This window comes from Sediminivirga luteola, from assembly GCF_014639315.1.
GTDB lineage: Bacteria > Actinomycetota > Actinomycetes > Actinomycetales > Brevibacteriaceae > Sediminivirga > Sediminivirga luteola.
The window spans coordinates 339,697-362,996 of sequence record NZ_BMFY01000001.1 but is presented as its reverse complement, the minus strand read 5'-3'; the positions used below and the strand labels follow the sequence as shown (position 1 = coordinate 362,996).

Annotated in this window: 23 protein-coding genes and 1 pseudogene; 12 read left to right on the top strand and 12 right to left on the bottom strand. The window is 70.6% G+C overall.

The genetic code is table 11. The features are described 5' to 3' along the window. The first annotated feature begins 258 nt into the window (after positions 1-258). Genes dctP through kce form a run of 6 tightly spaced genes read left to right on the top strand, consistent with a single transcriptional unit; the run spans position 259 to position 6,211 of the window. Positions 259-1,335 (top strand): TRAP transporter substrate-binding protein DctP, encoded by a 1,077-nt coding sequence (gene dctP / locus IEW13_RS01690; RefSeq protein WP_229744854.1) that lies wholly within the window; start codon positions 259-261, stop codon positions 1,333-1,335. Continuing rightward, positions 1,328-1,918: a TRAP transporter small permease gene (locus tag IEW13_RS01685; protein ID WP_188549173.1), complete on the top strand. Its 591-nt coding sequence runs from the start codon at positions 1,328-1,330 to the stop codon at positions 1,916-1,918. Before dctP ends, IEW13_RS01685 begins: the two co-directional genes overlap by 8 nt. Next, on the top strand, positions 1,915-3,195 hold the full coding sequence (locus tag IEW13_RS01680) for a TRAP transporter large permease (RefSeq protein ID WP_188549172.1): 1,281 nt from the start codon (positions 1,915-1,917) through the stop codon (positions 3,193-3,195). The genes IEW13_RS01685 and IEW13_RS01680 overlap by 4 nt, the downstream gene beginning before the upstream one ends. 2 nt (positions 3,196-3,197) lie before the next feature. Continuing rightward, positions 3,198-4,457, top strand: coding sequence for a LacI family DNA-binding transcriptional regulator (locus tag IEW13_RS01675; RefSeq protein ID WP_229744853.1), 1,260 nt, complete (start codon positions 3,198-3,200; stop codon positions 4,455-4,457). After that, entirely contained in the window at positions 4,454-5,257 is an 804-nt protein-coding gene (locus tag IEW13_RS01670) for an SDR family oxidoreductase (protein WP_188549171.1), read from the top strand. The genes IEW13_RS01675 and IEW13_RS01670 overlap by 4 nt, the downstream gene beginning before the upstream one ends. Before the next feature lie 27 nt (positions 5,258-5,284). Next, the gene (kce, locus tag IEW13_RS01665) at positions 5,285-6,211 is read left to right on the top strand and encodes a 3,5-dioxohexanoate:acetyl-CoA acetone transferase (protein ID WP_188549170.1); all 927 of its coding nucleotides are present in this window, start codon (positions 5,285-5,287) and stop codon (positions 6,209-6,211) included. Between the two features lie 19 nt (positions 6,212-6,230). Here the strand turns inward: kce and IEW13_RS01660 are convergent, their stop codons facing one another. Genes IEW13_RS01660 through galU form a run of 5 tightly spaced genes read right to left on the bottom strand, consistent with a single transcriptional unit; the run spans position 6,231 to position 10,459 of the window. Then, positions 6,231-6,872: a GNAT family N-acetyltransferase gene (locus IEW13_RS01660; RefSeq protein ID WP_188549169.1), complete on the bottom strand. Its 642-nt coding sequence runs from the start codon at positions 6,870-6,872 to the stop codon at positions 6,231-6,233. Further along, the gene (locus IEW13_RS01655) at positions 6,869-7,594 is read right to left on the bottom strand and encodes a MogA/MoaB family molybdenum cofactor biosynthesis protein (RefSeq protein WP_188549168.1); all 726 of its coding nucleotides are present in this window, start codon (positions 7,592-7,594) and stop codon (positions 6,869-6,871) included. Before IEW13_RS01655 ends, IEW13_RS01660 begins: the two co-directional genes overlap by 4 nt. Then, positions 7,581-8,183, bottom strand: coding sequence for a cyclic pyranopterin monophosphate synthase MoaC (gene moaC, locus IEW13_RS01650; protein ID WP_188549167.1), 603 nt, complete (start codon positions 8,181-8,183; stop codon positions 7,581-7,583). Before moaC ends, IEW13_RS01655 begins: the two co-directional genes overlap by 14 nt. Continuing rightward, a complete protein-coding gene (locus IEW13_RS01645) occupies positions 8,180-9,520 on the bottom strand; it encodes a molybdopterin molybdotransferase MoeA (protein ID WP_188549166.1) in 1,341 nt (446 codons plus the stop codon). The genes moaC and IEW13_RS01645 overlap by 4 nt, the downstream gene beginning before the upstream one ends. Positions 9,521-9,556: 36 nt before the next feature. Next, positions 9,557-10,459: a UTP--glucose-1-phosphate uridylyltransferase GalU gene (galU, locus tag IEW13_RS01640; protein ID WP_188549165.1), complete on the bottom strand. Its 903-nt coding sequence runs from the start codon at positions 10,457-10,459 to the stop codon at positions 9,557-9,559. A gap of 37 nt (positions 10,460-10,496) precedes the next feature. Here galU and IEW13_RS01635 point away from each other — a divergent pair, with 37 nt between their 5' ends. Continuing rightward, on the top strand, positions 10,497-11,267 hold the full coding sequence (locus IEW13_RS01635; RefSeq protein ID WP_188549164.1) for a 5-formyltetrahydrofolate cyclo-ligase: 771 nt from the start codon (positions 10,497-10,499) through the stop codon (positions 11,265-11,267). Between the two features lie 238 nt (positions 11,268-11,505). After that, positions 11,506-11,646: pseudogene (locus tag IEW13_RS17725) on the top strand (FmdB family zinc ribbon protein); the annotation flags it as partial. A 14-nt stretch (positions 11,647-11,660) separates the two neighbouring features. On the opposite strand, the gene IEW13_RS17720 reads toward IEW13_RS17725, so the two are convergent. Continuing rightward, a complete protein-coding gene (locus IEW13_RS17720) occupies positions 11,661-11,924 on the bottom strand; it encodes a hypothetical protein (protein ID WP_308420787.1) in 264 nt (87 codons plus the stop codon). 223 nt (positions 11,925-12,147) lie between these two features. Between IEW13_RS17720 and IEW13_RS01625 the strand changes: the two genes are divergently transcribed. Further along, complete coding sequence (locus IEW13_RS01625) at positions 12,148-12,834, top strand: SAF domain-containing protein (RefSeq protein ID WP_188549162.1); 687 nt, start codon at positions 12,148-12,150, stop codon at positions 12,832-12,834. A 67-nt stretch (positions 12,835-12,901) separates the two neighbouring features. Beyond that, positions 12,902-13,372 (top strand): large conductance mechanosensitive channel protein MscL, encoded by a 471-nt coding sequence (gene mscL / locus IEW13_RS01620; RefSeq protein WP_188549161.1) that lies wholly within the window; start codon positions 12,902-12,904, stop codon positions 13,370-13,372. A gap of 245 nt (positions 13,373-13,617) precedes the next feature. Here the strand turns inward: mscL and IEW13_RS01615 are convergent, their stop codons facing one another. Next, on the bottom strand, positions 13,618-13,854 hold the full coding sequence (locus IEW13_RS01615; RefSeq protein WP_188549160.1) for a hypothetical protein: 237 nt from the start codon (positions 13,852-13,854) through the stop codon (positions 13,618-13,620). After that, complete coding sequence (locus tag IEW13_RS01610; protein ID WP_188549159.1) at positions 13,838-18,040, bottom strand: PDDEXK-like endonuclease domain-containing protein; 4,203 nt, start codon at positions 18,038-18,040, stop codon at positions 13,838-13,840. Before IEW13_RS01610 ends, IEW13_RS01615 begins: the two co-directional genes overlap by 17 nt. 280 nt (positions 18,041-18,320) lie before the next feature. Between IEW13_RS01610 and IEW13_RS01605 the strand changes: the two genes are divergently transcribed. Together IEW13_RS01605 and IEW13_RS01600 are read left to right on the top strand one after the other, a co-directional pair. After that, positions 18,321-18,656 carry an ArsR/SmtB family transcription factor gene (locus IEW13_RS01605; protein WP_188549158.1) on the top strand — a complete coding sequence of 112 codons (336 nt, stop codon included), beginning with the start codon at positions 18,321-18,323 and terminating at the stop codon, positions 18,654-18,656. Next, complete coding sequence (locus IEW13_RS01600) at positions 18,649-19,137, top strand: SRPBCC domain-containing protein (RefSeq protein WP_188549157.1); 489 nt, start codon at positions 18,649-18,651, stop codon at positions 19,135-19,137. Before IEW13_RS01605 ends, IEW13_RS01600 begins: the two co-directional genes overlap by 8 nt. 107 nt (positions 19,138-19,244) lie before the next feature. Here the strand turns inward: IEW13_RS01600 and IEW13_RS01595 are convergent, their stop codons facing one another. The 4 genes from IEW13_RS01595 to IEW13_RS01580 are packed head-to-tail and all read right to left on the bottom strand — an operon-like array spanning position 19,245 to position 23,298. Further along, on the bottom strand, positions 19,245-20,279 hold the full coding sequence (locus IEW13_RS01595) for a ketopantoate reductase family protein (RefSeq protein ID WP_188549156.1): 1,035 nt from the start codon (positions 20,277-20,279) through the stop codon (positions 19,245-19,247). Beyond that, on the bottom strand, positions 20,280-21,074 hold the full coding sequence (locus IEW13_RS01590; protein ID WP_188549155.1) for an SDR family NAD(P)-dependent oxidoreductase: 795 nt from the start codon (positions 21,072-21,074) through the stop codon (positions 20,280-20,282). Then, on the bottom strand, positions 21,071-22,369 hold the full coding sequence (locus IEW13_RS01585) for an MFS transporter (RefSeq protein ID WP_188549154.1): 1,299 nt from the start codon (positions 22,367-22,369) through the stop codon (positions 21,071-21,073). The genes IEW13_RS01590 and IEW13_RS01585 overlap by 4 nt, the downstream gene beginning before the upstream one ends. Positions 22,370-22,380: 11 nt before the next feature. Beyond that, complete coding sequence (locus tag IEW13_RS01580) at positions 22,381-23,298, bottom strand: polysaccharide deacetylase family protein (RefSeq protein ID WP_229744852.1); 918 nt, start codon at positions 23,296-23,298, stop codon at positions 22,381-22,383. Positions 23,299-23,300: the final 2 nt, after the last annotated feature.

Here is a 23,300-nt window from a genome sequence, read left to right as displayed (position 1 = left end):
GCTAATCGCGGCAGCCGGCGTTAAGGACCCTTAAGCCAGCCGCCCCGGCCTGCCGGTCAAGGCGCCGCCTCACGAAGAGGTCTTCAACTTAATGTTGCTGAACGCTCAGGTGCTTTCTACGTTGAAGGCCACCGCCACGCTCACAACGGAGTGAACATGCGCACTACGCACCATGACCATCGGCGGCCGGGACCACCCGGCACGCCTCCACCACGAGGAATCTCCCGCAGACGCGCCCTGGGTCTTGCGGTGGCAGGCATGGCCTCCACCCTCACCCTGGGCGGCTTGAGCGGCTGCGGCACCGTCCTGCCCAAGGACGACGACTACACCGGCATCATCGACTTCAGCCTGGCGCTCGGCGAAGGCTCCCACCATCACCTGGGCGGAGTCGCCTTCGCGGAGAAGCTGAGCGAGCTGACGGATGATCGCATCGGCGTCCGGTTCCATTACAACAACGCGCTCGGCGGCGAGCGCGAGGTGGTCGAGGGCATGTCCATCAACGCGATCCAGATGGGCATCACCTCCACCGGCCCGATGGGCGGGTTCGTCCCCTCGTTCATGCTCTTCGACATGCCGTACATCTTCCGCGACCTGGCGCACGTCTATCACACCCTGGACGGGGAGATCGGCGACGAGCTGGCCCAGGAATTCGAGGAGATCACCGGCGTGAAGATCCTCGGCTGGGCGGAGAACGGCTTCCGCTACCTGACCAACTCGCAGCGGCCGGTCGTCACCCCGGACGACCTCGCCGGAATGCGCCACCGCACGCAGGAGAGCGAGGCGCAGCTGGACACCTGGGGCACGTTCGGCGCGAATGCGCTGCCGATGGCCTGGCCCGAGGTCTACACGGGCCTGCAGCAGGGCGTCATCGACTCCCAGGAGAACCCGATCGCCACCATCGTCGACGTGCGGTTCTACGAGGTGCAGAGCCACCTGAGCCTGTCCCAGCACGTCTACTCCCCCGCGCCGATCATGATCTCGCAGAGCTACTTCGAGAGCTTCTCCCCAGCGGATCAGGAGGCGATCCTGGAAGCCGGCCTGTATGCGACGGGCCAGCAGCGCATCGCCAGCATCGAGGCCGAGGAAGAAGGCCTGCAGACGCTGCAGGACAACGGCGTGGAAGTCTCCGAGATCGACCGCGACGCCTTTGAGGAAGCCGCCCAGCCCGTGCTGGACCGGTGGCGGGAGCGGATCCCCCGGGACCTGGTCCAGCGGGTCCTCGACGAAGCCGATGCGGTACCCCCGGCCGAGGGCATGGACGCCCTGGCCGCCGGCAGCGCCGGAGCTCCGGAACCGGGGACCGCCTCCGATGAGAGCGAGGCCGACGATGACTAAATCCGCCCGCGCCATCGTGGCCTTCATGGAGCCGGTCAACATGGTGCTCCGCTGGGTCCTGGCGGCTCTGCTGGGGAGCATGTGCGTGCTGATCGGCTGGCAGGTCTTCGCCCGGTTCGTCGTCGGCGACGCCCTGCACTTCTCCGAGGAGATCTCGCGCTTCGTCATGGTCTGGCTCGTCCTGCTGGGCGCCGCCTACGCCATCAAGGACAACCGGATGATCCGGGTGGACGCGCTGGAACGCCTGATGACGGGACGATCCCGCGCCGCGGTGATGCTGACCGCCTGGATCGTCTCCATCTTCTTCTACCTGCTCCTGATCGTCTTCGGCACCTCCATCGCCACCGCGGTGTCCTACCAGCTGGCACCGGCCACCGGGATCAGCATGAGTTGGGCGATCGCCGCGCTGCCGGTGGCCGGGGCGCTGATGATGCTCAACACCCTCCATGCCATGAGCAAGTTCCACCTCGGCATCGAGATGAAGAGCGAGGCGGAGGCCGCCGCGGAGCAGATCACGGAGCTCGGGAAGCCGGCCGATTCCCCGGACGGACCCGGCCCGGAGGAAGGGGGTGATCGCCGATGATGATCCTCCTCGTCGTCATCGCGCTCGTCCTGCTCGGCATCGGCGTGCCCATCGCCGTGGCCATCGCCCTGGGCACCACCGCCGCCATCGGCGCATCCGGGGTCTTCGGCCTCCAGGTCGTCCCTCAGCAGATGTTCAACGCGCTGAACTCCTTCCCGCTCATGGCGATCCCGTTCTTCATCCTGGCCGGGCATCTGATGCAGGCCGGCGGGATCTCCGAGCGCCTGGTCCGGTTCGGCAATGCGCTCATCGGGCACCGCACGGGCGGGCTGGCGATGACCGCCGTCATCGCCTCGATGTTCTTCGCCGCGATCTCCGGATCGGGAGCGGCCACGGTCGCAGCCATCGGCGCCATCCTGGTCCCGGCGATGCTCGCCAAGGGATACGACCGCGGCTTCACCGGCGCGAACCAGGCGGTGGCCGGCTCGCTCGGCGTCATCATCCCGCCGAGCATCCCGCTGATCCTCTACGCGGTGGCCGCGAACGTCTCCGCCGGCGATATGTTCATCGCCAGCATTCTGCCGGGCCTGGTGCTGACCACCTCGCTGCTGCTCTTCGCCTACGCGGTGTCCAAGAAGCGCGGCTACGTCGGCACGGCGAAGACCACCGCCGGGGAGGTCTTCACCTCCTTCCGGAAGTCGATCCTGGCGCTGTTGATGCCGGTGATCGTGCTCGGCGGCATCTACGGCGGCATCTTCACCCCGACCGAGGCAGCCGTCGTCGCGGTGTTCTACGCGGCCGCGCTGGGCGCGGTCTACCGGCAGATCACACCGCGGAAGCTGATGAAAGCCCTGACCGACTCCGCCGTGACCAGCGGAACGATCATGGTCATCATCTCCACCGCCGGCCTGTTCGCCTTCTTCATCAACGTGCTGGGCTTCCCGACGCAGGTGGTGGAGACGCTGACCGCGATGAACCTCGGGGTCATCGGCTTCCTGATCATGGCGAACCTGCTGCTGCTCGTCGCCGGCATGTTCATCGAGGCCGCCGCGGCCATCCTGATCTTCGTGCCGATCCTGCTGCCGATGGCCACCGCCGTGGGCATCGACCCGGTCCACTTCGGCGTCATCATGGTGGTGAACCTCGCGGTCGGGCTGGTTACCCCGCCCGTGGGCCTGAACCTGTTCGTCGCCTCCGACATCGCGCGGGTGAACCTCATGACGCTCTCCAAGGCCGTCGTCCCGTTCCTGGGCGTCCTGGCCCTGAACATCGTCCTGGTCACCGCCCTGCCCCAGCTGTCGCTGTGGCTGCCGGGCATGCTGGGCGGAGGCGGGTGAGAATGGAGTCACAGACCGTCGCGAAGGAGCGCACCGCCATGAGCCAGGCGAAGGACGATGCCCGCACGGCCTCCGGGCGCCCCGAGCAGGTCCGGCGGCCCGCCCGGGTCTCGGCCGCGGCAGTGGCCCGGGCAGCGGGGGTCTCCCCCGCCGCGGTGAGCTACGTGATGAACGGCCGCGGCGGGGTCTCCGCCGAAACCCGGCGGCACATCGTCAACGTTGCCAACACGCTGGGCTACCGGCCGCACCGCGAGACCGCCTCCCGGACGCGTCAGCTCACCCGCGTGATCGGGCTGATCGTCCCGAACATCGTCAACCCGATGTACACCCGCTGGGCACAGGACGTCATCACCGTCACCGCCCGGGAGGGCTTCGAGGTGTTCGTCACCACGACGCAGGACGATCCGGACACCCTCGCGCAGTGCGCCTCCACCCTGGCCGCGCGGAACGTGGACGGGGTCATCCTCGTGGCGGCGCTGCGCGAGGACGCCCGGGCGGTGCGCACGCTGCGCCAGCGCGGCATCCCCTACGTCTACCTGTCCCGCCGGCTCGATCACGTGCCCGGTGACTTCGTCGGCATCCACGACGGAGCGGCCGCCGCGCAGCTGATGCGCCACCTCCTGGAGCACGGATACACGGACATCGCGACGGTCATCGGGCCCAGGTTCTCCAGCGCCTCGCTGCAGCGCGAGCAGTCCTTCATCCAGACCGCCGAGGCGGCGGGTGTGACCATCGGCGGGAACCGGAAGATCAGCACCATGCTCAACGCCGACGGCGGCCGAGCCGCTGCCCGGCACCTGCTCCAGGACGGGAACCCGCCGCGGGCGATCGCCTGCGGCTCGGACGAGATCGCCATCGGCATCATGGACCATCTGCTGGCCCGCGGCCTGCGCGTGCCGGAGGACGTCGCCATCGTCAGTTGCGACGGTCTTCCGCACTCGCGTTCGGCGATGATCGGGCTGACCACGGCGGTGCAGCCGACCGCGGCCATGTCCGCCCGGACCGTCGAGCTGCTGCTGGACCAGATCACCACGCCGCGGCGCACCTGCACGGCGACCGTGTTCGAGCACGAGTTGCACATCGGCCGCTCCTGCGGCTGCCGGCCCTCCGCCGGCGCCGGGAGCGAGCCGGCGCCGGCTGGGAGCCACACCGCGGCACGCTCCCGGACCCGCCCTGCGGCACCCGCCCAGACCCACGCTGCGAGCATCGCAGAGGACTCGCCACCAGGACCCAGCACCCATCCGAAAGGCACCGTGACGTGACCGACACCCCCTCATCCGCCCCTGCGCGCAATCTCACCGATTTCACCGGCCGGCGCGTCCTGATCACCGCCGGCGCGGCGGGCATCGGCCGCGCCATCGCCGGGCGGTTCCGCGAACTCGGCGCCCGCGTGCTGGTCAGCGACATCGACGAGGGCGCGGTTGAGGCCGCCCGCCGGGACGGGTTGACCGCGGTGGTCTCCGACAGCGCCTCGGAGGAGCAGACGGCCGCGCTGATGGACGCTGCCGGCGCCGAGCTGGGCGGGCTGGACGTGCTGGTCAACAACGCCGGCATCGCCGGGCCGACCGGCCCGATCGAGACGCTGGACTCCGAGGCGTGGCGGCGTACCTTCGACGTCAACATCCACAGCCAGTTCTACGCGGTCAAGCACGGCCTGGCCCTGCTGCGCCGCAGCGAGAACGCCAGCATCGTGAACCTGTCCTCGGCCGCCGGGCGGCTGGGCATGGCCGGCCGGAGTCCCTATTCGTCCTCGAAGTGGGCGGTGATCGGCCTCACCAAGACCCTGGCCATCGAGCTCGGCGCCGAGGGCATCCGGGTCAACGCCATCTGCCCGGGAGCGGTGAACGGACCGCGCATCGACGGCGTGATCGAGGCCAAGGCGCAGATGCTCGGCCGCGACGTCGGCGAGGTGGCCCGGCTGTACCGGGCCCAGTCGTCCCTGGGACGCCTCATCGAGCCGGACGACATCGCCGATGCGGCCGTGTTCCTGGCCAGCCCCCTGGCCGCCAGCATCACCGGTCAGGCGCTCGCCGTGGACGGCAACACCGAGAAGCTCTACTGACCCCCAAGACCGACGAAGGAGCCTGCCATGCCGCGCAAGGTCATCATCACCTCCGCCGTCACCGGCGCCATCCACACGCCCTCCATGTCACCGCACCTGCCGGTGAGCCCGACCGAGATCGCCGAGGCCGCCATCGGCGCCGCGGAGGCCGGCGCGGCAGTGGTGCACATGCACGCCAGGCACCCCGTCGATGGGCGCCCCTCCCAGGACCCGGAGCATTTCGTGCCGATCCTGGAGCAGATCAAGGCGCACACCACCGCGGTGGTGAACATCACCACCGGCGGGTCGCCGCATATGACGGTCGAGGAGCGGATGCGGCCGGTCTCGGAGTTCAAGCCCGAACTGGCCAGCCTCAACATGGGCTCGATGAACTTCGGCCTGTACCCCATGCTGCAGCGCTTCACCGAGTTCGAGCACGACTGGGAACGGCAGCACCTGGAGGGTTCGCGGGACCTGGTGTTCAAGAACACCTTCGCTGACATCGAGACGATCCTGGGGATCGGCAACGGCAACGGAACCCGCTTCGAGTTCGAGTGTTACGACATCTCGCATCTGAACAACCTGGCGCACTTCCACGGCCGGGGCCTGGCGAAGGGGCCGCTGTTCGTGCAGTCGGTGTTCGGGCTGCTCGGCGGCATCGGCGCCCATCCGGAGGATCTGATGCACATGCGCCGCACGGCGGATCGGCTACTGGGTGACGACTACCAGTGGTCCATCCTGGGAGCCGGGCGGAATCAGCTGCCGCTGGCCACCATCGGCGCGGCGATGGGATCCCATGTACGGGTCGGGCTGGAGGACTCGCTGTGGATCGGTCCCGGTGAGCTGGCGGAGTCCAATGCGCAGCAGGTCACGAGGATCCGTACCATCCTGGAGGCGCTCGGGCTGGAGATCGCCGCGCCGGACGAGGCACGCGAGATCCTCCAGCTCAAGGGCGCCGCGAACGTCGGCTTCTGAGGCCGCTGCCACGGGGACGCTAGTCGTCGAGGTCGTCCCCCGGATGCGCGGCATCGTCGTGTGCCTGCTGGGCCTGCAAGGTGTGCAGCCACAGGGCGGTGAGTCCCTCGGGGATGTCCTCGGCCACGAGGGCGAAGGTGCGGTGGTCGCGCCACTTCCCGTCGATGTGCATGTAGCGCTCGCGCAGCCCCTCGTCCCGGAAACCGAGCTTCTCCACCACCCGCAGGCTCGCCTCGTTCTCGGGCCGGATGTTGATCTCCACGCGGTGCAGTCCCATGTCCAGCAGCAGGTGATCGGTCAGCAGCGCGACGGCCAGGGGCGTGATCCCGCGGCCGGCCATGCGGCGGTCGATCCAGTAGCCGATGGCGGCGCTGCGCAGCGCACCCCACTGGATGCCGTGCGCGGTGACCTGACCGCAGAACCGCCCGCCGACGAGGACCGCCATCGGCAGCGCCTCGCCTCGTCGCTCCTGCCGCCGGTAGTACCGCAGCAGTTCCTGGAAGCTGGGGGCGACGTCTGCGGCATCGGGATTCGTCGCATCCCAGGGCCGGAGCCAGTCGCGGTTGTGCCGGCGCACTTCCCGGTAGGCGCGGCCGTCACGGCGTTCCAGCGGCCGTAGCAGGACCTCGCCGTGCACGAGTTCGGGGCCACGCGGGCTCACGAACGGCCTTCGCCCGGATCGTCACCCGGCTCATCGGCCCGTTCGTCGCCGTCGCGGCCCGGGCGCGGGAGTTCCACCACCGTGGCGTCCCCCTCGCCGCCGGCGCGCGGGCGATCCGGTGGCGGCGCGGTCCAGGCGGCCGGCATCTCCAGGATCTCCTCGGCTTCGCGGCGGCTCAGCGCTCGGGCCGGGTGGCGCCGACGGGCCCTGGCCGGGGCGCCCAGCTGCGCCAGGGCATGCGGGACGATGTCGCCGAGCACGTCGAGGGCGCCGGCGACCGCCCCGGGTGAGCCCGGCAGGTTGATCACCAGACTGCGCCCGATGGTCCCGGCCAGACCCCGGGACAGCACCGCCGTGGGCACCCCGGCCTCGGTGCCGCGTCGGCGCAGCAGCTCCGGGATTCCCGGGATCTGCCGGTCCAGCAGGGACGCGGTCTCCTCCGGGGTGCGGTCGTCGGGCGTCACGCCCGTGCCGCCGGTGGTGATGATGAGATCGAAGTGCTCCGCCGCCCAGGCGATGGTCCGCCCGACGGGGGCTCCGTCGGCGATGACGATCGGGTCCTCCGCGTCCAGGCCCCAGGAGCGCAGCGCCCGGGCGATGGTGGGGCCGGTGGTGTCGCGGGCCCGCCCATCCGCGGCGGAGGAGGACACGACCAGGACGATCGCGGTGCGCGAGGAGCCGTCGCCGCCCGCGGCATGTGCGCGTCGCTCAACGCCGGTCACGGCTGTATTCCCCCGATCGGCCACCGCTCTTGTGGTCAATGCGAACGTACTCAATCCACGCCGAGCGGTCAACGGCCTTGATCATGTCGATCAGGGACAACGCCGCGACGCTCGCCCCGGTGAGGGCCTCCATCTCGATGCCGGTGCGGTCGGCGGTCCGGACGGTCACGCTGATGTCCACGCCTTGAGTACCGGGCACCAGCGCCACGTCGACGCCATGCACCGCGATGGGATGGGCCAGCGGCACCAGGTCGGGTGTCTTCTTGACCGCCTGGATGCCCGCCAGCCGGGCCACCGCGAGGGCATCGCCTTTGGGAAGCTCGCCGGCGCTCAGGAGCTCCAGCGCCTCGGCGCTCATCCGCACGCGCGCCCCGGCCGTGGCGGTCCGGGCGGTGACGGGCTTTGCGGTGATGTCGACCATCCGGGCATGGCCGGACTCGTCCAGATGCGGGAGCGCGCCAGCCTCCCGGGGAGTGCCCTGCGGCTGAGGGCCGGGCGCAGGCTGAGGGTCAGCGGGTTCCCGCGGCGGGACGACGGGCTCGGCTGGCAGGGCGCCGTCGCGGGCGCGGCGAGATTCGTCCTGGTTCATCCTCGATCCTCCAGTTCCCAGCATTCCAGACGGTCACCCGGCGCCACCGCCGTGACCTCAGGCGGCACGAGGGCCAAGGCGTCCGCGGAGGCCAGATGCGCCACCAGGTGAGAGCCGGGGCCCCCGAGCCGGTACACCGCGTCGTCGTGGAGCCGCACCCTGGCGAACTGCAGTTTCCCCGCCGGGGAGCCGAAACCCTCCGCCGCGGGAAGGCTGCGCAGACGCCGCCGGAAGGCCCGGCCGTGCAGGGCGGCCAGTGCCGGACGGACGAAGGCCTCGAACGACACCGCCGCGGAGACCGGGTTGCCCGGCAGAGCGAGCACCAGGGCCTCACGGCCGGCGTCGTTCCTGCCGTGGCTGCCGTCTCCGCGGTGATCGCTGCCATCCTCCGGGTCATCGGCGCCGGCGGGCTGGGCCACCGGGACGAGCCCGGCGCCCTGGGGGCCACCGGGCTGCATCGCCACCGAGCCGAACCACATGCCGTCGCGCTGCCGCAGCACCGCCTTGGTCTCGTCGAAGGCGCCCGCGGAGACGCCCCCGCTGGTGAGCAGCACATCGGCGTGGCCGGTCAGCTCGTCGACGGCGCCGGCCACCGCGGCCGGGGTGTCGTGCACCGCAGCGACGACAGGACCGGCCTCGACGTCACCGGTGCCGGCGGCCAGCGCCGCGAGCATGGCGGAGTTGGACTCCCAGATCTGCCCGGCGGCGCGCGGGCTGCCGGGCGGGACGAGTTCGGAACCGGTGGAGAGCACCGCCAGCCGGGGCCGGCGCCGCACCTGGACCTGCGCCAGTCCCAGGGAGCCGAGCGTGCCCACGTGACGCGCGCTCAGGCGCTCTCCCGCACGGACGAGGGTCGCGCCGGCGGGCACGTCGTCACCGCGCGGCCGGACATACGTGCCGGCCGCCAGGCTCCCGTCAGGGTCGCGGTGCTCCGCCGGCACGTCCCGGACCGTCACGTGCTCTGGCAGCGGAACGGGGCCGGCGGGCACATCGGTCCATTCGACCGGGACCACGGCGGCGGCGCCTTCGGGCACGGCGGCACCGGTCATGATCCGCGCCGCCGTGCCCGGCGGCAACGGTCCGTCCAGGGCTTGACCGGCCGGGATATCACCGATCACCGGCAGCGTGGAACCGCACGTCACGCCCGGCCCCACCGCGAAGCCGTCCATCTGGGAGTTGGCGAACAGCGGCAGGTCCTCCGGAGCCGTGATCTCCGTGGCGCTCACCCGGCCGTAGGCGGACGTCAGCGGCACGGTCTCCTGCCCTAGCGCGGCCGCGAGTCGGGCGCTCAGGCCCAGCACCCGCTTCAGATGCGCATCATAGGAGACTCTGGTCATCGCCCGTCCCGGATCGTATGCCCTCGAGGATGTCGCTCAGGCGTCCAGGTCCCCCGCGAACTCCTTGATCCAGTCGCGCAGGTCGGCGCCCAGGTCCTCGCGCTGCGCCGCCAGCTGGACGACCGCCTTGATGTAATCCAACTTGTCACCGGTGTCGTAGCGCTTGCCGCGCAGCACGACCCCGTAGACGCCGCCGGAGTCCGGATCGGTCGCGATGGACTGCAGAGCGTCCGTCAGCTGGATCTCGTTGCCGCGGCCGGGCTCGGTGCGTTCGAGCACGTCGAACACCTCGGGGTTGAGGACGTACCGGCCGATGATGGCGAGGTTCGACGGAGCCTCCGCGGGGTCCGGCTTCTCCACCAGGCCGGTGATCTTCACGATCCCGTCGTCGCCGGTGCGCTCCACGGCCGCGCAGCCGTAGAGGTTGATGCTCTCCCGGGGCACCTCCATGAGCGCCACCACAGAGCCGCCGGTCTGCTCCAGGGCGCGGATCATCTCCGGCAGGATCGGATTGGCCTCGTCGATGAGATCATCGCCCAGCAGCACGGCGAACGGCTCGCGGCCGACGTGCTTGGCACCTTTGAGCACGGCGTGGCCCAGACCGAGGGGATCGCCCTGGCGGACATAGTGGATATCGGCCAGGTCGGTGGAGTGCTGGACCGCGGCCAGCTTCTCCATATCGCCCTTCTTCCGCAGGGCCGCCTCCAGGCCGACGACGCGGTCGAAGTGGTCCTCCAGCGGGCGCTTGTTCCGGCCGGTGATCATGACGATGTCGTCGATCCCCGCCTGCACGGCCTCTTCCACCACGTACTGGATCGCCGGCTTGTCGACGACGGGCAGCATCTCTTTGGGGGTGGCCTTGGTCGCCGGGAGGAAACGGGTGCCGAGTCCGGCCACCGGGATCACGGCTTTGCGCACGGTTCTCTTCGGTTCGGTCATGTGCTCACTCTACTGGGCGTAGCAGTAGACTCCGGGCATGACCTCACTGGACGGCAAAGCGGCCCTGCGCTCGCGCATCCGCGCGGACAGGCGCCTGCTGGACGTCGAGACCCGCCGGGAACGCGCAAGCCGGCTTGCCGGCGTGCTGGCTTCCCTGCTGCCGTGCCGGGGACTGGCGGCATATGCGCCGATGCCGCACGAACCGGACATCGTCCCGCTGCTGCAGGCCGCGCACCGGGCGGGCGTCCCGGTCTGGCTCCCGGTGGCGCGGGGAAGGAACGCGCTGCGATGGGGCCGCTGGGATCCAGACGAGCTGGACCTGCTGGCGCCGGGCACGGGCTCGTTCGGCATCGCCGAGCCGGCCGAGGCGTCGTTGAACAGCCAGGATCTGCTGCATACCGTCGATGTGATCCTGATCCCGGCGCTGGCGCTCAGTTCCGGCGGGCTCCGGCTCGGGCAGGGCGGCGGCTACTACGACCGCAGTTTCGGCCCGCAGGGGGAAGCACCGGCGATCCCGCCCGCTGCAGCCGGCGCGGGAGGTCCCGGCGCCGCGGCGACGGATGTGACGGCTTCTGCACGCCCGGCGGCTGAGGCGGCGGACGAGGCCACGGGCATCGGCGGCGGACCCGACCAGAAGGCCACTGCGCCGGATCGCGCGCGCTGGGCGCATGGCGGGCACCCCGGACGCCCGTTGCTGGCCGGGGTGGTCTATGAGGAAGAGGTCCTCCCGGCGGACAGCATCCCCGCCGCCGGACACGATCTGCGCGTCCACGCCGTCGCCACTCCGGCAGGTCTGCGTTGCATCTGAATCGCCCCAGCCGATGCGGCGGGCCCGGCCGGTCCGCACCCGCCGCAACCGCAGCCGAGGCGGGGTCATTCCTCCGGCAGTGGGCGATGGCGGCGCAGCCGGCCGGCACGGTTATAATCAGCGGCGGCGCATGTACGCCGCGTCCGGCGATCCGCCGGCCGGCAAGCGCCGAAGAATGACACCCGCCCCGCATGCCAGGCGTGCGGTGCCCTAGCCCTTTAGTCCCGAGGAGACCGCCGTGCCCACGTACTCGTACCGTTGCACCGAGTGCGATCACGCTTTCGACATCCGCCAGAGCTTCAGCGATGAGGCGCTCACCGCCTGCCCGGAATGCGGCGGGCGGCTGCGCAAGAACTTCGGCAGCGTGGGCGTGGTGTTCAAGGGGTCCGGTTTCTACCGCACCGACTCGCGCGATTCCGGCTCTTCGTCCAGCGTGCCCTCGGGGGCCTCGTCGAGCGACCCTGCCGGCTCCGGCTCGAAGGACTCCGCCCCGAAGAGCTCCTCATCGAAGGAGTCCTCCTCCAGCGCAGCTACGGCCAGCAGCGCACCGGCGTCCTCCTCCACGTCCTCGGACGCCGCCGCCAGCTGAGCGGCCCCGGCCGTCTGCACCATCCGCAGTGCCAGAGGAATGACCCCGCCGGTGGCCCGGTCGCACATGGGGCCGCCAGGCACAAGCGGGCCTGCATCGGCTGCGGTTGCGGGTGCAAACCGGCGGCGCCTGGGCTGCCAGGCACAGAGCGCCCGGACCAAGGCAGCTGCAACACCTAAGGTCACAGACCGATGCGTCTCGCGGTCACAGGGTGGTGCCCGCTTCAGGTGCCGTCCACAGCCGCCGATGGTTCCGGCCGTACCGGCCGGTGTGGCCCCTACTGTGGCGGGCATGTCCTCTCTGCTCTCCGCTCTCGGCGGCCTCGCCGGCCGACTCAGATCGCGCTTCCCGGCCGTGCCGCCTCGTCTGCGGCGTCCTGCCGCCGCGGCGCTGCTGGCCCTGGCAACCGTGCTGCTGGCCCATGCCCTGGTGCCCGGCGGCGGCACCGTCGCCATCGCCGTCGCCGCCCGGGACCTGCCACCGGGAGCTGAGCTCCGGGCCGGCGACCTTGCCATGGCCGAGTACCCACCGGGCCTTGTTCCGGCGGGCGCGGTCGAAGATGCCGACGTCGCGGTCGGCCGCGTGCTCGCGGCGCCGATGAATGCCGGCGCGCCGCTCACGGCCGCGGCCTTGCTCGGAGCCGCCTCCTCGGGCGGGGCCGAGGGCAGCATGCTGATGCCGCTGCGCTTCGCGGATCCGTCCGCGTCCGTGCTGCTACAGCCGGGCAGCAGGATCCGGGTGTTCGCCGCACCCCTGGAAGGACTCGGCGGAGACGCCGAGCTGCTGCTGGAGAGCGCCTGGGTGGCCTCCGTCTCACGGGAGGACGTGGCCGCTCTCGCTGCCGGCGGCGGCACCGTCGTGACCGTCGCGGTCAGTCCGGAAGAGGCGTCCGTCCTGGCCTCCGCGAGCGGTTCTCCGCTGAGTTTCGCACTCATCGGAGACGGAAGCCACACCGGAGAGATGCTGTCCGGCCCCTGATGGGGGCCTGCTTTCTATAGACTTGCCGCGTACCGTGTTTGTGCAGTAAACGGCTTAAGGAGCCACCATGCTGAGTGGATTCAGAGACTTCATTCTCCGCGGCAATGTGATCGAGCTGGCCACCGCGGTGATCGTGGGCGCGGCTTTCACCAATGTCGTCACCGCCATCTCCGACCGGGTGATCAATCCGCTCATCGCGGCCGTCGGATCACCTGACACGCCGGCGCTGCAGTGGACGATCAGGCCCGGGCTTGAGGCCACCACCGTGGATGTGGGCGCCGTCATCACCGCGCTGATCAACTTCCTGATCGTTGCCGGGGTGGTCTACTTCATCATCATCGCCCCGATGAACAAGCTCAACGATCTGCGTGGCAAGACCGATGAGACCCCTCCGACCATGGAGGAACTGCTCACCGAGATCCGGGATCTGCTGCAGGCCCAGAACGCCGGCCAGGCCGGGACACCCGGCACCCCGGGCGTGACCGGCACCGTAGACGGCCAGGGCGGCACCGAGGCCGGCGGCGCACCTCGCCACTGAAGCCGCCGTACCGGCGGGCGCGGGCTTCTTCGTCCGCGCGGCCGCAGTTCGCTTGAGAAGCGACGCACGAGCGGCACCCCAGGGACAAAGCGGAAGGTCCGGGAGACCACGGTCTCCCGGACCTTCTTGCTGTCCCGTGCCTTGTTCCGCGTGCTCCCGCTCTGCTGCAACACCTGCGGCGGGAACGCCGTCTGCCGGGCCCGGTTCACTCGGCGCCCGCCCGACGGCACTCACACCCGGCGGCCTCACCAGTGGGGCGGGCGTTCGCGCATGATCCGCTCGTCATCGCCGTCGTCTTCGCCGTCACCGGCGTCCTGAGAGCGGTTCGCCAGCAGCCTGCGATAGGCCTCCCTCGCGCGGGCGGCGGCGCGTGCCGCCTCCGGGTCGTGGCTCCCGACGCTGTTCCCTGTCCCGGCGGCCTCCTGCCCGGCGGACTCCGGCTCGGACCGGTGCGCGGGGTCCGGCTCAGGCGTCCCCGTCACCGCGTCCGCCCGCATCGGCGTGCCCGGCATGGCTGCCCGCCTGGGCGTCCGCGGTCCCGGGGGTTTCCGGCTCCAGGCCGGCGGCACGACGCCGGTACCGGCGCACGGCCTCGTCCAGGGCGTGCTCCACCACCGGGGTGCGGGCCTTCTGCGCCAGGGCCTGTCGGAGCTGCTCGCGCAGTTCCTCGTCGTCACGGACGACATCGTCGGACTGGATCCAGTCGACCATCGCATCGACATCGGCCGGATCGCACTTGTGGATGGGGATGCCCACCCTCATGCGGGGCCGGGTGCCGCGGCGGTTGAGGACCTGCGCGGCCGTACGGGAGGCATCGAGCACCGCCTTGGGCGAGAGTTCCTCGACCGTCTCACGCCAGACCGAGAAGATCCGGTCCGCCTCCGCCTGGGGTTCGACGAACGCGTCCGTGCTCCATACCCGCACATGCCGCCACCCGCGCCGGGCCAGTTGCTCGGGCCGGCGGCGTTCCCGCTCGCGGACGCTCCCGATGCTGACGTAGTTCAGGCCGTCGCTCTCCACCGCGACGATCATCCCGTGCTCCTCGCCGAGCGAGTTCGCCACCGCCAGGTCGATGCCGGCGTAGTTCTCCTGGGCCACGACGCCCTTGCGCAGCAGCCGCTCGGCGATGTCGTACAGCAGCGGGTCGCGTGGATCGCCCGGCTGGGCGGGCTCGGCGGTGATCCCGCCCGCGGCGGCCTCTTTGAGGATCGCCGGCAGCAGCGCGGCGCCGTGGCTGAGCCGGCTGATGTCCAGATCGTCGGGGTCGATGCTGGAGACCACCGTGAGCTTGCGGCGCGCCCTGGTGATCGCGGCGGCCAGATAGCGCTCGCTGCCGGGCTGGGAGAGCGGCCCGAGCTTGTGGATCACCCGGCCGTGCCGGGTGCGGCCGTAGCCGAGCGAGAAGATCACCGCATCGCGCGCCATGCCGTGGATCCGCTCGCAGTGCGTCACGACGAAGGGCTCCTTGCGGCCCGCGGTGAAGAACGAGGCCACATACGGGTAGTCGCGGATCGCGTTGCGGATGGCCACGGCGATCCGCTGCGCGTGGGCCTGGGAGACGGTGATGACCGCCAGGGACTGGCGGGTGTTCTGGCGTGCGTGGCGCATGACCAGCTGCACCACCCGGTCCACTTCCGCCTCCGGGCTCTCCACCTGACCGGTCGAGGTGCCCGGGACGCCGATGCCCTCCGCCACATAGGAGAACTCCAGGCCGCTGCCGTCGCCGGTGAAGGCGTAGGGCAGCGTCGCGATCTGGCTGTCGTAGAAGTGCCGGTTGGCGAAGTCCACCAGGCCCGGCGGGGAGACGCGGTAGCTGGTCCGGAGCCGCCGGGTGGGCAGGAACTCCGAGAGCTCGCCGTAGAGGCTCGGCTCGGTCGTCGGCGGCGCTTCGGCGAAGTAGTCACGGCGCCGCTCGGCACCGACCCGGAACTCCCCCGGTCCCAGCAGCCGGTCGTCGCCGAGCGCGATGACCTGCCGGGCGCGGGCCAGCGCCGGCAGCGCCTCGGCCACCGAGATCCGCCCGGCATCGGCGACGATGACGGTGTCGAAGAACGGTCCGGGCGGCAGCTGGGCCGCCACGTGCAGCGGGCTCATCATCCACACCGGCGCCAGCACACCGGTCACCTCGGGTGCCTCGGCAACGAGTTCGCGCAAGTCCGGGTCGCCGGACAGCAGCGCCGCCTTGAGCCGCTTCGCCTGATCCGGGCGGGTGGCGATGACCTCGCGCCACATGCGGGACAGGCGCCAGAGCAGCCGGTTGTGCCCCTGCTCGATGACGGCGGCGTCGGCCAGGCGGAACTCGCCGGCGATCTTGTGCATGTGGTCCCCGTCGTGACCGCCGACGGCGGAGTCGCTGCGCGCCATCGCCTGCAGCACGGAGGCCCACCAGGCCAGATCGAACTCGTCGGCGACCAGTTCGTGCGGCACGCGCCGTTCCCGCAGGTCCTCCATCAGCTCGGACAGTCCCGCGCCGCGCAGTCTGCGATCGAGCTCGAACCGGGCGGGCAATTCGTCGAGCGCCCCCTGCTCCTCGCCGAGGGCCTGCAGGCGGGCTTGGAGCTCCTCGACCTGCATATGGGCCAGATCGCCGCCGTCGGGGGTGGTCTCCAGCACCGGCTCCAGGCGATTGAGCTTGGCCGCCAGGGCGGTGTACCGCGCGTGCGCCTCGGCCAGCCCCTTCGGCAACCGTGGCACACCCGGCTTCTCCGCCAGGGCGAGCCAGGCGGTCTTCTCCTTCTTGACCTGCACCAGCGCCTCGTGCAGCTCCGGCACATGCGCTCCGGGCCGGACGTACTCGCGTGCGACCTTCTTCAGCCGGGAGCGTTCCGAGCGTTTCATCTCCACGCCGGACTCGGCGCGTTCACGCGGGTTCGCGGTGGCGTGGATGAGGTCGTCCAGGGAGTGCTCGTAGACCTCGGAGGAGAAGCTGTCCAGGCTCCGCCGGATCCGCATCAGGGTCTCCAGCGCGGTGCCCCATTCGGCCACGGTGCGGGCGGGCCCGAACCCGGCCTCGCGCAGCAGCCCCGGCATCGTCTCCATCAGCGGCGGCAAGTAGTCCGCGGCGGCTTCCCGCGCGGTGCGGGAGGCGTCCTCGGCCTCCTCGGCGGTGGAGATCCGGGCACCGAACCAGACGGTGTCGGAGGAGTCCATCGTGAAGGCGCCGAGCCGAGAGAACTCCAGCAGATCCGCCTTGAGCTCCTGGAGTTCCTCCTTGGTCTTGGTGAGCAGCTCCTCCGAGAGCCGCACGGAAGTCTCCGGGCTGGGCTGGACGCTGGTGAGCCGGGCCAGGTGCTGCATGGTGTCGAAGACGGACACGCCCCAGGGGTCCCAGACGCGGTGCAGGGCATCGGCGTGGGAGGCGAGTTCGGCGCGCAGCTGGCCGTGCCGTTCGGCGAGCCGTTCGACGTCCGGCCACTCGGTCCGCTCGTTGACGGCGATCCTGGAGATCAGACGCCGGCGCAGCTGGGCCCGGGTCAGCCGGGAGTCCAGGGCGAAGTCCTCCAGACCGGCCTCTGCCAGGCGTGCGGCGTAGGCGTCCAGGGCGTCGGAGTCCTGCGCCAGGAAGAGCACCCGGTTGCCGTCGTGGGCCAGGGCTGCCGTGGCAGCCACGGCCAGTTGGGTGGCGCCGGTGCCCGGCGGGGTGTCCACGACCATCGACTCGCCCTGGCGGGCGCGGTCGATCACGTGCTGCTGATCGCCATCGACGTCCACCACGAGGAGTTCTTCCCGGGGGTCACGGTCCTGCAGCGGACGGGGCGCGGGGACCGCGGCCGCGGCGGCGAAGTCGTCCGCGAAGCCCGCCTCGGGGTCCTCGTCCCCGGCCGCGAGCGCGGTGCTCAACGCGACGCTGCCGGCACCGGTGGGCCGGTAGTCCAGCGGCTGCCATGCCCGGCGGCCCTGGGACGAGGGCTCGACTTCGTCGCTGTAGTAGCGTGCCCGCGCCTGCTCATCGCCGGCCAGGCCGGCGATGATGGGGTGTTCCAGGGGAACGGGGTCCTGGAGCATCGGGCCGCGCAGGTCCGCGAAGGTGGACACGACCAGTCGCGGCAGCACCAGGAAGCCCGGCACCGGCTTGGTCAGGGCCCGCAGCCGGTCGAAGACGGGGTTGGGGTCGAAGCCCTGCCGGGCGCGGGCCAGTTCCGTCCATTCCCGCACGGGCACCTCGATGCCGTGCTGGCTGGAGAGGTGCCGCACCAGGGCCGGGTTGACGACCACCTCGTCGGCGAGTTTGAGTTCGAAGTCGTCGCCGCGCTGTCCGCGTGGCACCAGCGCCACACGGCGCAGCAGCACGGGCGCGGAGAGGTCTCCGCCGCGTTCCTGCTCGGGCTGGGACCAGGAGGCGATGCCGATCGCCAGATGGGCGGCGTCCAGGGCACGCTCGGCGATGAGCTGCTCGGCCTTGGACTGGATCGCCCGGGCCCGGCGGCGCGCCTCCGCGAGGGCTTCGTGGTCGCGGACCAGGCTGGACAGGCGGGTGGCGCGTCCGGCCAGCAGCTGCGCCAGACCGGAGGGGTGGGCGCCGGACAGATCGATGCTTCCGTCATGCGTCTCACGGAAATTGAGCATGGTGTCGCGCCCGCCGATGGCCGCCGCCCGTTCCTTCCAGGCTGCGAGGACCTCTGCCACCCCGGCGGGAGTACCGGAAGCGTCCGAGTTCTGTGCGCTCACTGCATCGAGTACCTCTCCTTGCGGATACACACTGCGACACTACCGAATCCGGGCCCGCGAACCGGGGAGCCCGCACCGGTGAATGCGCAGATTTTCACGCAGCGGCACAGGGTTCACGGCGGGGTCAGACGGGCGCGCTCCGCCCCGGACGACCACGGCAGCATCGTCACATCCTTGGCGTGCACAGGTTCCCGCGCCTGCCCCGATGTCCACAGCCGACCGCGGCACCGGACCACTACGTCCATTGACACGTGACTATTTGGTCACCTATTGTTGAGGCATGCCCGACGACGACCTGGTCTTCAAAGCCCTGGCCGACGGCACGCGCAGGCTCCTGCTGGACGCGCTGTTCGAACGGGACGGCCGTTCGCTCAGCGAGCTGGAGGAAGTCGTCACGGGGCATACCGAGATGTCGCGGTTCGGAGTCGCCAAGCACCTGCGTGTGCTCGAGCAGGCCGATCTCGTCATCTCCCGCAAAGCGGGACGGGAGAAGCACCACTACCTCAATCCCGTGCCCATCCGGATGATCCACGACCGGTGGATCGACAAGTACACCGAGGGGCGCATCAGGGCGCTCATCGACGTGAAAGAGCGAGCGGAGAAGGACGATGGCTGATTCGAGCACACAGGTCTTCGGCATCTACATCGATGCCCCGGCGGCGAAGGTATGGGAGGCGATCGTCTCATCCGAGTACACGACGAAGTACGGGTACGGCGGTGCGCTGGAGATCGATCTTGCGCCCGGGGGCGCATTCCGGCACCTGACGACCGATGAGATGAAGCAGATGGGGATGGGCGACGTCGCCGTCACCGGCACGGTCGTCGAGGCCGATCCGCCCCGCAAGCTGGTCCTGGACTGGGCAGCCGTCTGGCATGACGAGCCGCCGTCTCGCCTGACCTGGGACATCGCTGAAGGGCCCTCCGGCCTGACCCGGGTGACCCTCACTCACGAACTTCCCGAGTCCCCCAAGACGGCCGCCGATGTGGCCGGCAACGGCGATGCGGAGAACGGCGGCGGAGGCTGGCCATGGGAGCTCTCCAGCCTCAAGACGCTGCTGGAGACCGGCCGTCCGATGACCACCGCCGGGGGACGCTGAGCTCGCCGCCCGTCTCGCCGGCCGGAGATCCCGGACACGCCGGCGAGCACGGCAGCGGCCGGGCAGACGCTTGTCTGCCCGGCCGCTGCCGCTGTCCCTCACACCATTCAGGCAGCCAGTTCGTCCAGTAGGTGCGGGCCCATCTGCGCTTCGCCGCGTTCGAGCGACTGGATCAGCCGCACGAGCCTGGCCAGGACCGGCGTCTGGATGCCGCGCTCCGCTGCGAGATCCAGCACGGTGCCGTACTGATGCGGGATCTCCGTCGGACGCCGTCGCACGGCCAGATCGCGCCAGATGCCGGAGCGCTTCTTGGCCTGGCCGTCCAGCCACTCCACCAGCCGGCTGACGGAGGCCTCGTGGGCGGCCGGATCGGCACCCTCGGCGTAGAGCTCGGGTTCGAAGGCGTCGAACGGCTCCAGCTGCACGCCTTCCGTGACGGCCACGGCGAAGACCTCCCTGGCCAGGCGCGTCATCACGTCCCGATGCCGGTCCACCAGCACCGACATGTCCTCGTCCTGCAGGGCGGTTGCGGTCAGCATCGCACCGAACGCAAGCTTCGCCCAGAGGAATCCCCGCACGTTCCCTGTGACGATGGGCTCGCCCCAGTGCCACAGGTCCTCAGCGAGCGCGCGCACCCGCTCGCTGGCCTCATCGCCGCGCGCAGATGCGGCGCCGGCTCCGCCGTAGTCCCCCAGGGCGATGGTGCCCGCGCCGCCGTCCTTGACGACCCCGGGACCGGTCACATCGGCGAACAGATCCACGAATGCCTCCACCGTGCGCTCCGCGCCGATGCGCGCCGCGATCGCCGGTTCGTTCAGGCCGTTCTGCATGGAGGCCACATAGCCGTCCGCGGCAAGCCGGGGCGCGATCCAGCCCATCGCCGCCTCGGTCGCCTGGCTCTTCACCGCCAGCAGGACCGCGCCGAGCACTGCCGGCCCCTCGTCCGGGATGGAGGCGGCGATCTTCTGGTTCAGGTTCCCCTGCGGCGTCTCGATGGTGAGACCGCGCGCATTGATCGCCTGCACGTGCCCGGCGTCGGCATCGACGATCCGCACTTCATGCCCGGCCGCTGCCAGGTGCACGGCGAGCGTACCGCCGATGGCGCCGCCCCCGACCACGGTGTAGTTCCGGCTGGTGCTCATCTACGCCTCCGTCTCCGTTCTCGGGGAATCCCAGTGCAGGGGCAGGTTCAGGGCGCCGGCGGCGGCACCTCCGTCCACCCGCAGCACCTCCCCGGTGATCCATTCCGCTTCCGGCCCGGCCAGCCACAGGACCGCCCGGGCGATGTCCTCGGGCCTCCCGGTGCGACCGAGCGGGTTGACCGCCACTGTGGCGGCGTAGTCCTCCCGCAGCGGGTTGACGGTGCTGTCCACCTCGACGAAGCCCGGTGCCACGGCGTTGACGCGGATGCCGTGCTGACCGAGTTCGAGGGCCGCGGCCTTCGTCGCCATCTCCAGTGCCGCTTTCGAGGTGGTGTAGGGCGCCGCTCCCGGCCTGGCCCGCAGAGCGGCACCGGAGGAGATGTTGACGACGTTCGGCCTGGTCCCGGCGGCGACCGCGCGGCGGGCCAGTGCCACGGTCAGCAGCACGGGTGCACGCACGTTGACCGCCTGCACGGCGTCCCACAGCCCGGCGCCGAGTTCCAGCAGCGGCACGGCGGGATAGATCCCGGCGGCGTTGACCAGGACGTCCACCGGCGCGGCCTCCCAGGCCGCCTGCACGGCTTCCTCGGCGGCGCCGGCCTCCCTGAGGTCGAGCACCTGCGTGCCGACGGTCACGCCGCTGCCGGGAAGCCCGGTGAGTTCGGCCGCGGTCTGCTCCAGCCGACCGCCGTCGAAGTCCACCAGATGCAGCCGGTATCCGCGGGCGGCGAAGGCGCGGGCGATCTCCTTGCCGATGCCGCTGGCGGCACCGGTGACCAGGGCGTGGCCGCTCATGCGAGCTTCTTCCCCTTGGTCTCGGGCATGGTCAGGTAGACGACCAGCCCGATGGCGGCGGCGATGGCGCAGTAGATCCAGACTTTGTCACCGTGCCCGGCCTCGTTCATCCAGGTGATGATGTACGGCGCGGTACCGCCGAACGCGGCCACCGCCAGGGCGTAGGGCAGTCCGATGCCGGTGGCACGCACCTCCGGCGGGAACTGCTCGGCCATGATGACGGCGCAGTTGGCCGAGTAGCCCAGCAGCAGGGTGACGCCGATGAGCTCGATCACCAGGAAGCCCCAGAAGCTGTTGCCCATGAAGTTCAGCATCGGGAAGGACAGCAGCAGGAACCCGGCGGCGAAGGCGGACATGGTGGGCTTGCGGCCGACGATGTCCGAGAGGATGCCGGCGAAGGGCAGCAGCGCGATGAAGTATGCCATCGCGATGAAGTTCGCCGTCAGCGCCTGGTTCAGCGGCAGGCCAGTGGTCACGTGCGCGTAGGTCGGCAGATAGGAGACCCAGATGTAGTACAGCAGGGTGCCGGCGATGGTGATGCCGAAGACACGGGCGACGGCGGCCGGGTGCTTGGCGAAGATCTGGACGAAGGAGCTCATCCGGTCCGCTGCGGAGGCGGCCTCCCGCTCCTTCTTGGCGTTCTGGAAGGAGTCGGACTCCTCCACCGAGGCGCGCAGCCACAGCCCGAACAGACCCAGCGCCGCTCCGATGATGAAGGCGAGTCGCCAGCCCCAGCTGTCGAGCGCCTCGGAGTCGAGGGTCGAGGTGATCACGGCACCGATGCCGGAGGCGATGAGCACGCCGGCTCCGACCGAGACCTGCTGCCAGGAGCCGGCGAAGGCGCGCCGGCGGGGCGCGGCGGACTCGACCATGAAGGCCGATGCGGCGCCGAACTCACCGCCGGCGGAGAGCCCCTGCACCATCCGCGCCAGTACCAGGATGATGGGCGCCAGGATGCCGATGCTGGAGTAGTCCGGGGTCAGCCCGATCACGAGCGAGGCGCCGGCCATCAGCCCGATGGTCAGGGTCAGGCCCTTCTTGCGCCCGTGCTTGTCGGCGTAGGCGCCCAGGAGCGCCGCGCCGACCGGCCGCATGATGAAGCCCACGGCGAAGACGGCCAGCGTCGCCAGCAGGGCGGCGACGGGATCCTCGGAGGGGAAGAAGTGGACGGCGAACACCGAGGAGAAGGTGGTGTAGATCGCCCAGTCGACCCATTCGACGGTGTTGCCGATGCCTCCGGCGACGAGCGCTTTGCGGCCCTTCGGGGTGAGCTTGGTGGCCTGTTCGTGTGTCATCTCCGGTGTCGTCACCGTAATCCCCCTAGATCGAAGTTGCCGCGCAGGTGTTCTGCCAGCTGTGCGTGGGTGCCGAACCAGACATCGTCGAAGGAGCGGGCGTACTCCAGCAGCCTGGCCAGCATCGAGGTGCGCGAACGGTGCCCGATGATGTGCGGGTGCATGGTGAGGTCGAAGACCCCGCCCTCGGCGTAGGCGCCGTCGAACTCGTCCTTCCAGATCTGTTCCACGTCGCGCGGCGCCAGATGCGGCCGCAGCCCGCCGAAGCGCGACATCATGAAGTAGGGCGCGTCGTCCCGGATCCATTCGACGGGGATCTCGATGACGCCGGTGGGTTCGCCGTCCTCGATCAGCTCATAGGGCTCGTCATCGGCCATGAGAGAGGAATCGTAGGCGAAGCCGAGCTCGCGGATGACGCGCATGGTGGAGTCCGAGAAGTCCCATGAGGGGGTCCGGATGCCGGTGGGACGGCTGCCCGATTGAGATTCCAGCACTTCCACGGCCCGGCCGAGGAGGTCCAGCTCGGCCTCGTAGGACAGCAGGGTGTTCCGCTCGTGGATCCAGCCGTGCACCGCGACCTCGTGGCCGGCGTCGACGTATCCGGGCACCTCGTCGGTGCGCAGCAGCGCCGAGACCGCCGGGATGTAGAAGCTCGCGGGAACGTCGTACCGGCGCAGCACCTCCAGGATCCGCGGTACTCCGGCCCGGTTGCCGTACTGTCCCTGCGCCATCATCCCCGGGGACACCTCGCCGTCGCGCAGGTACGGCGTCTCGTGATCGGAGTCGAAGCTGATGAGCACCGCGCATCGCGCCCCCTGCGGCCACCGCCGCGCCGGGTCGTCGGCGACCAGGCGCCTGCCGGCCCGCACGCGGTCGACGTGCCCCTGCCATGTCTCCCTGGGCCAGGCCCAGGGCTCCAGCTCTGCCACGT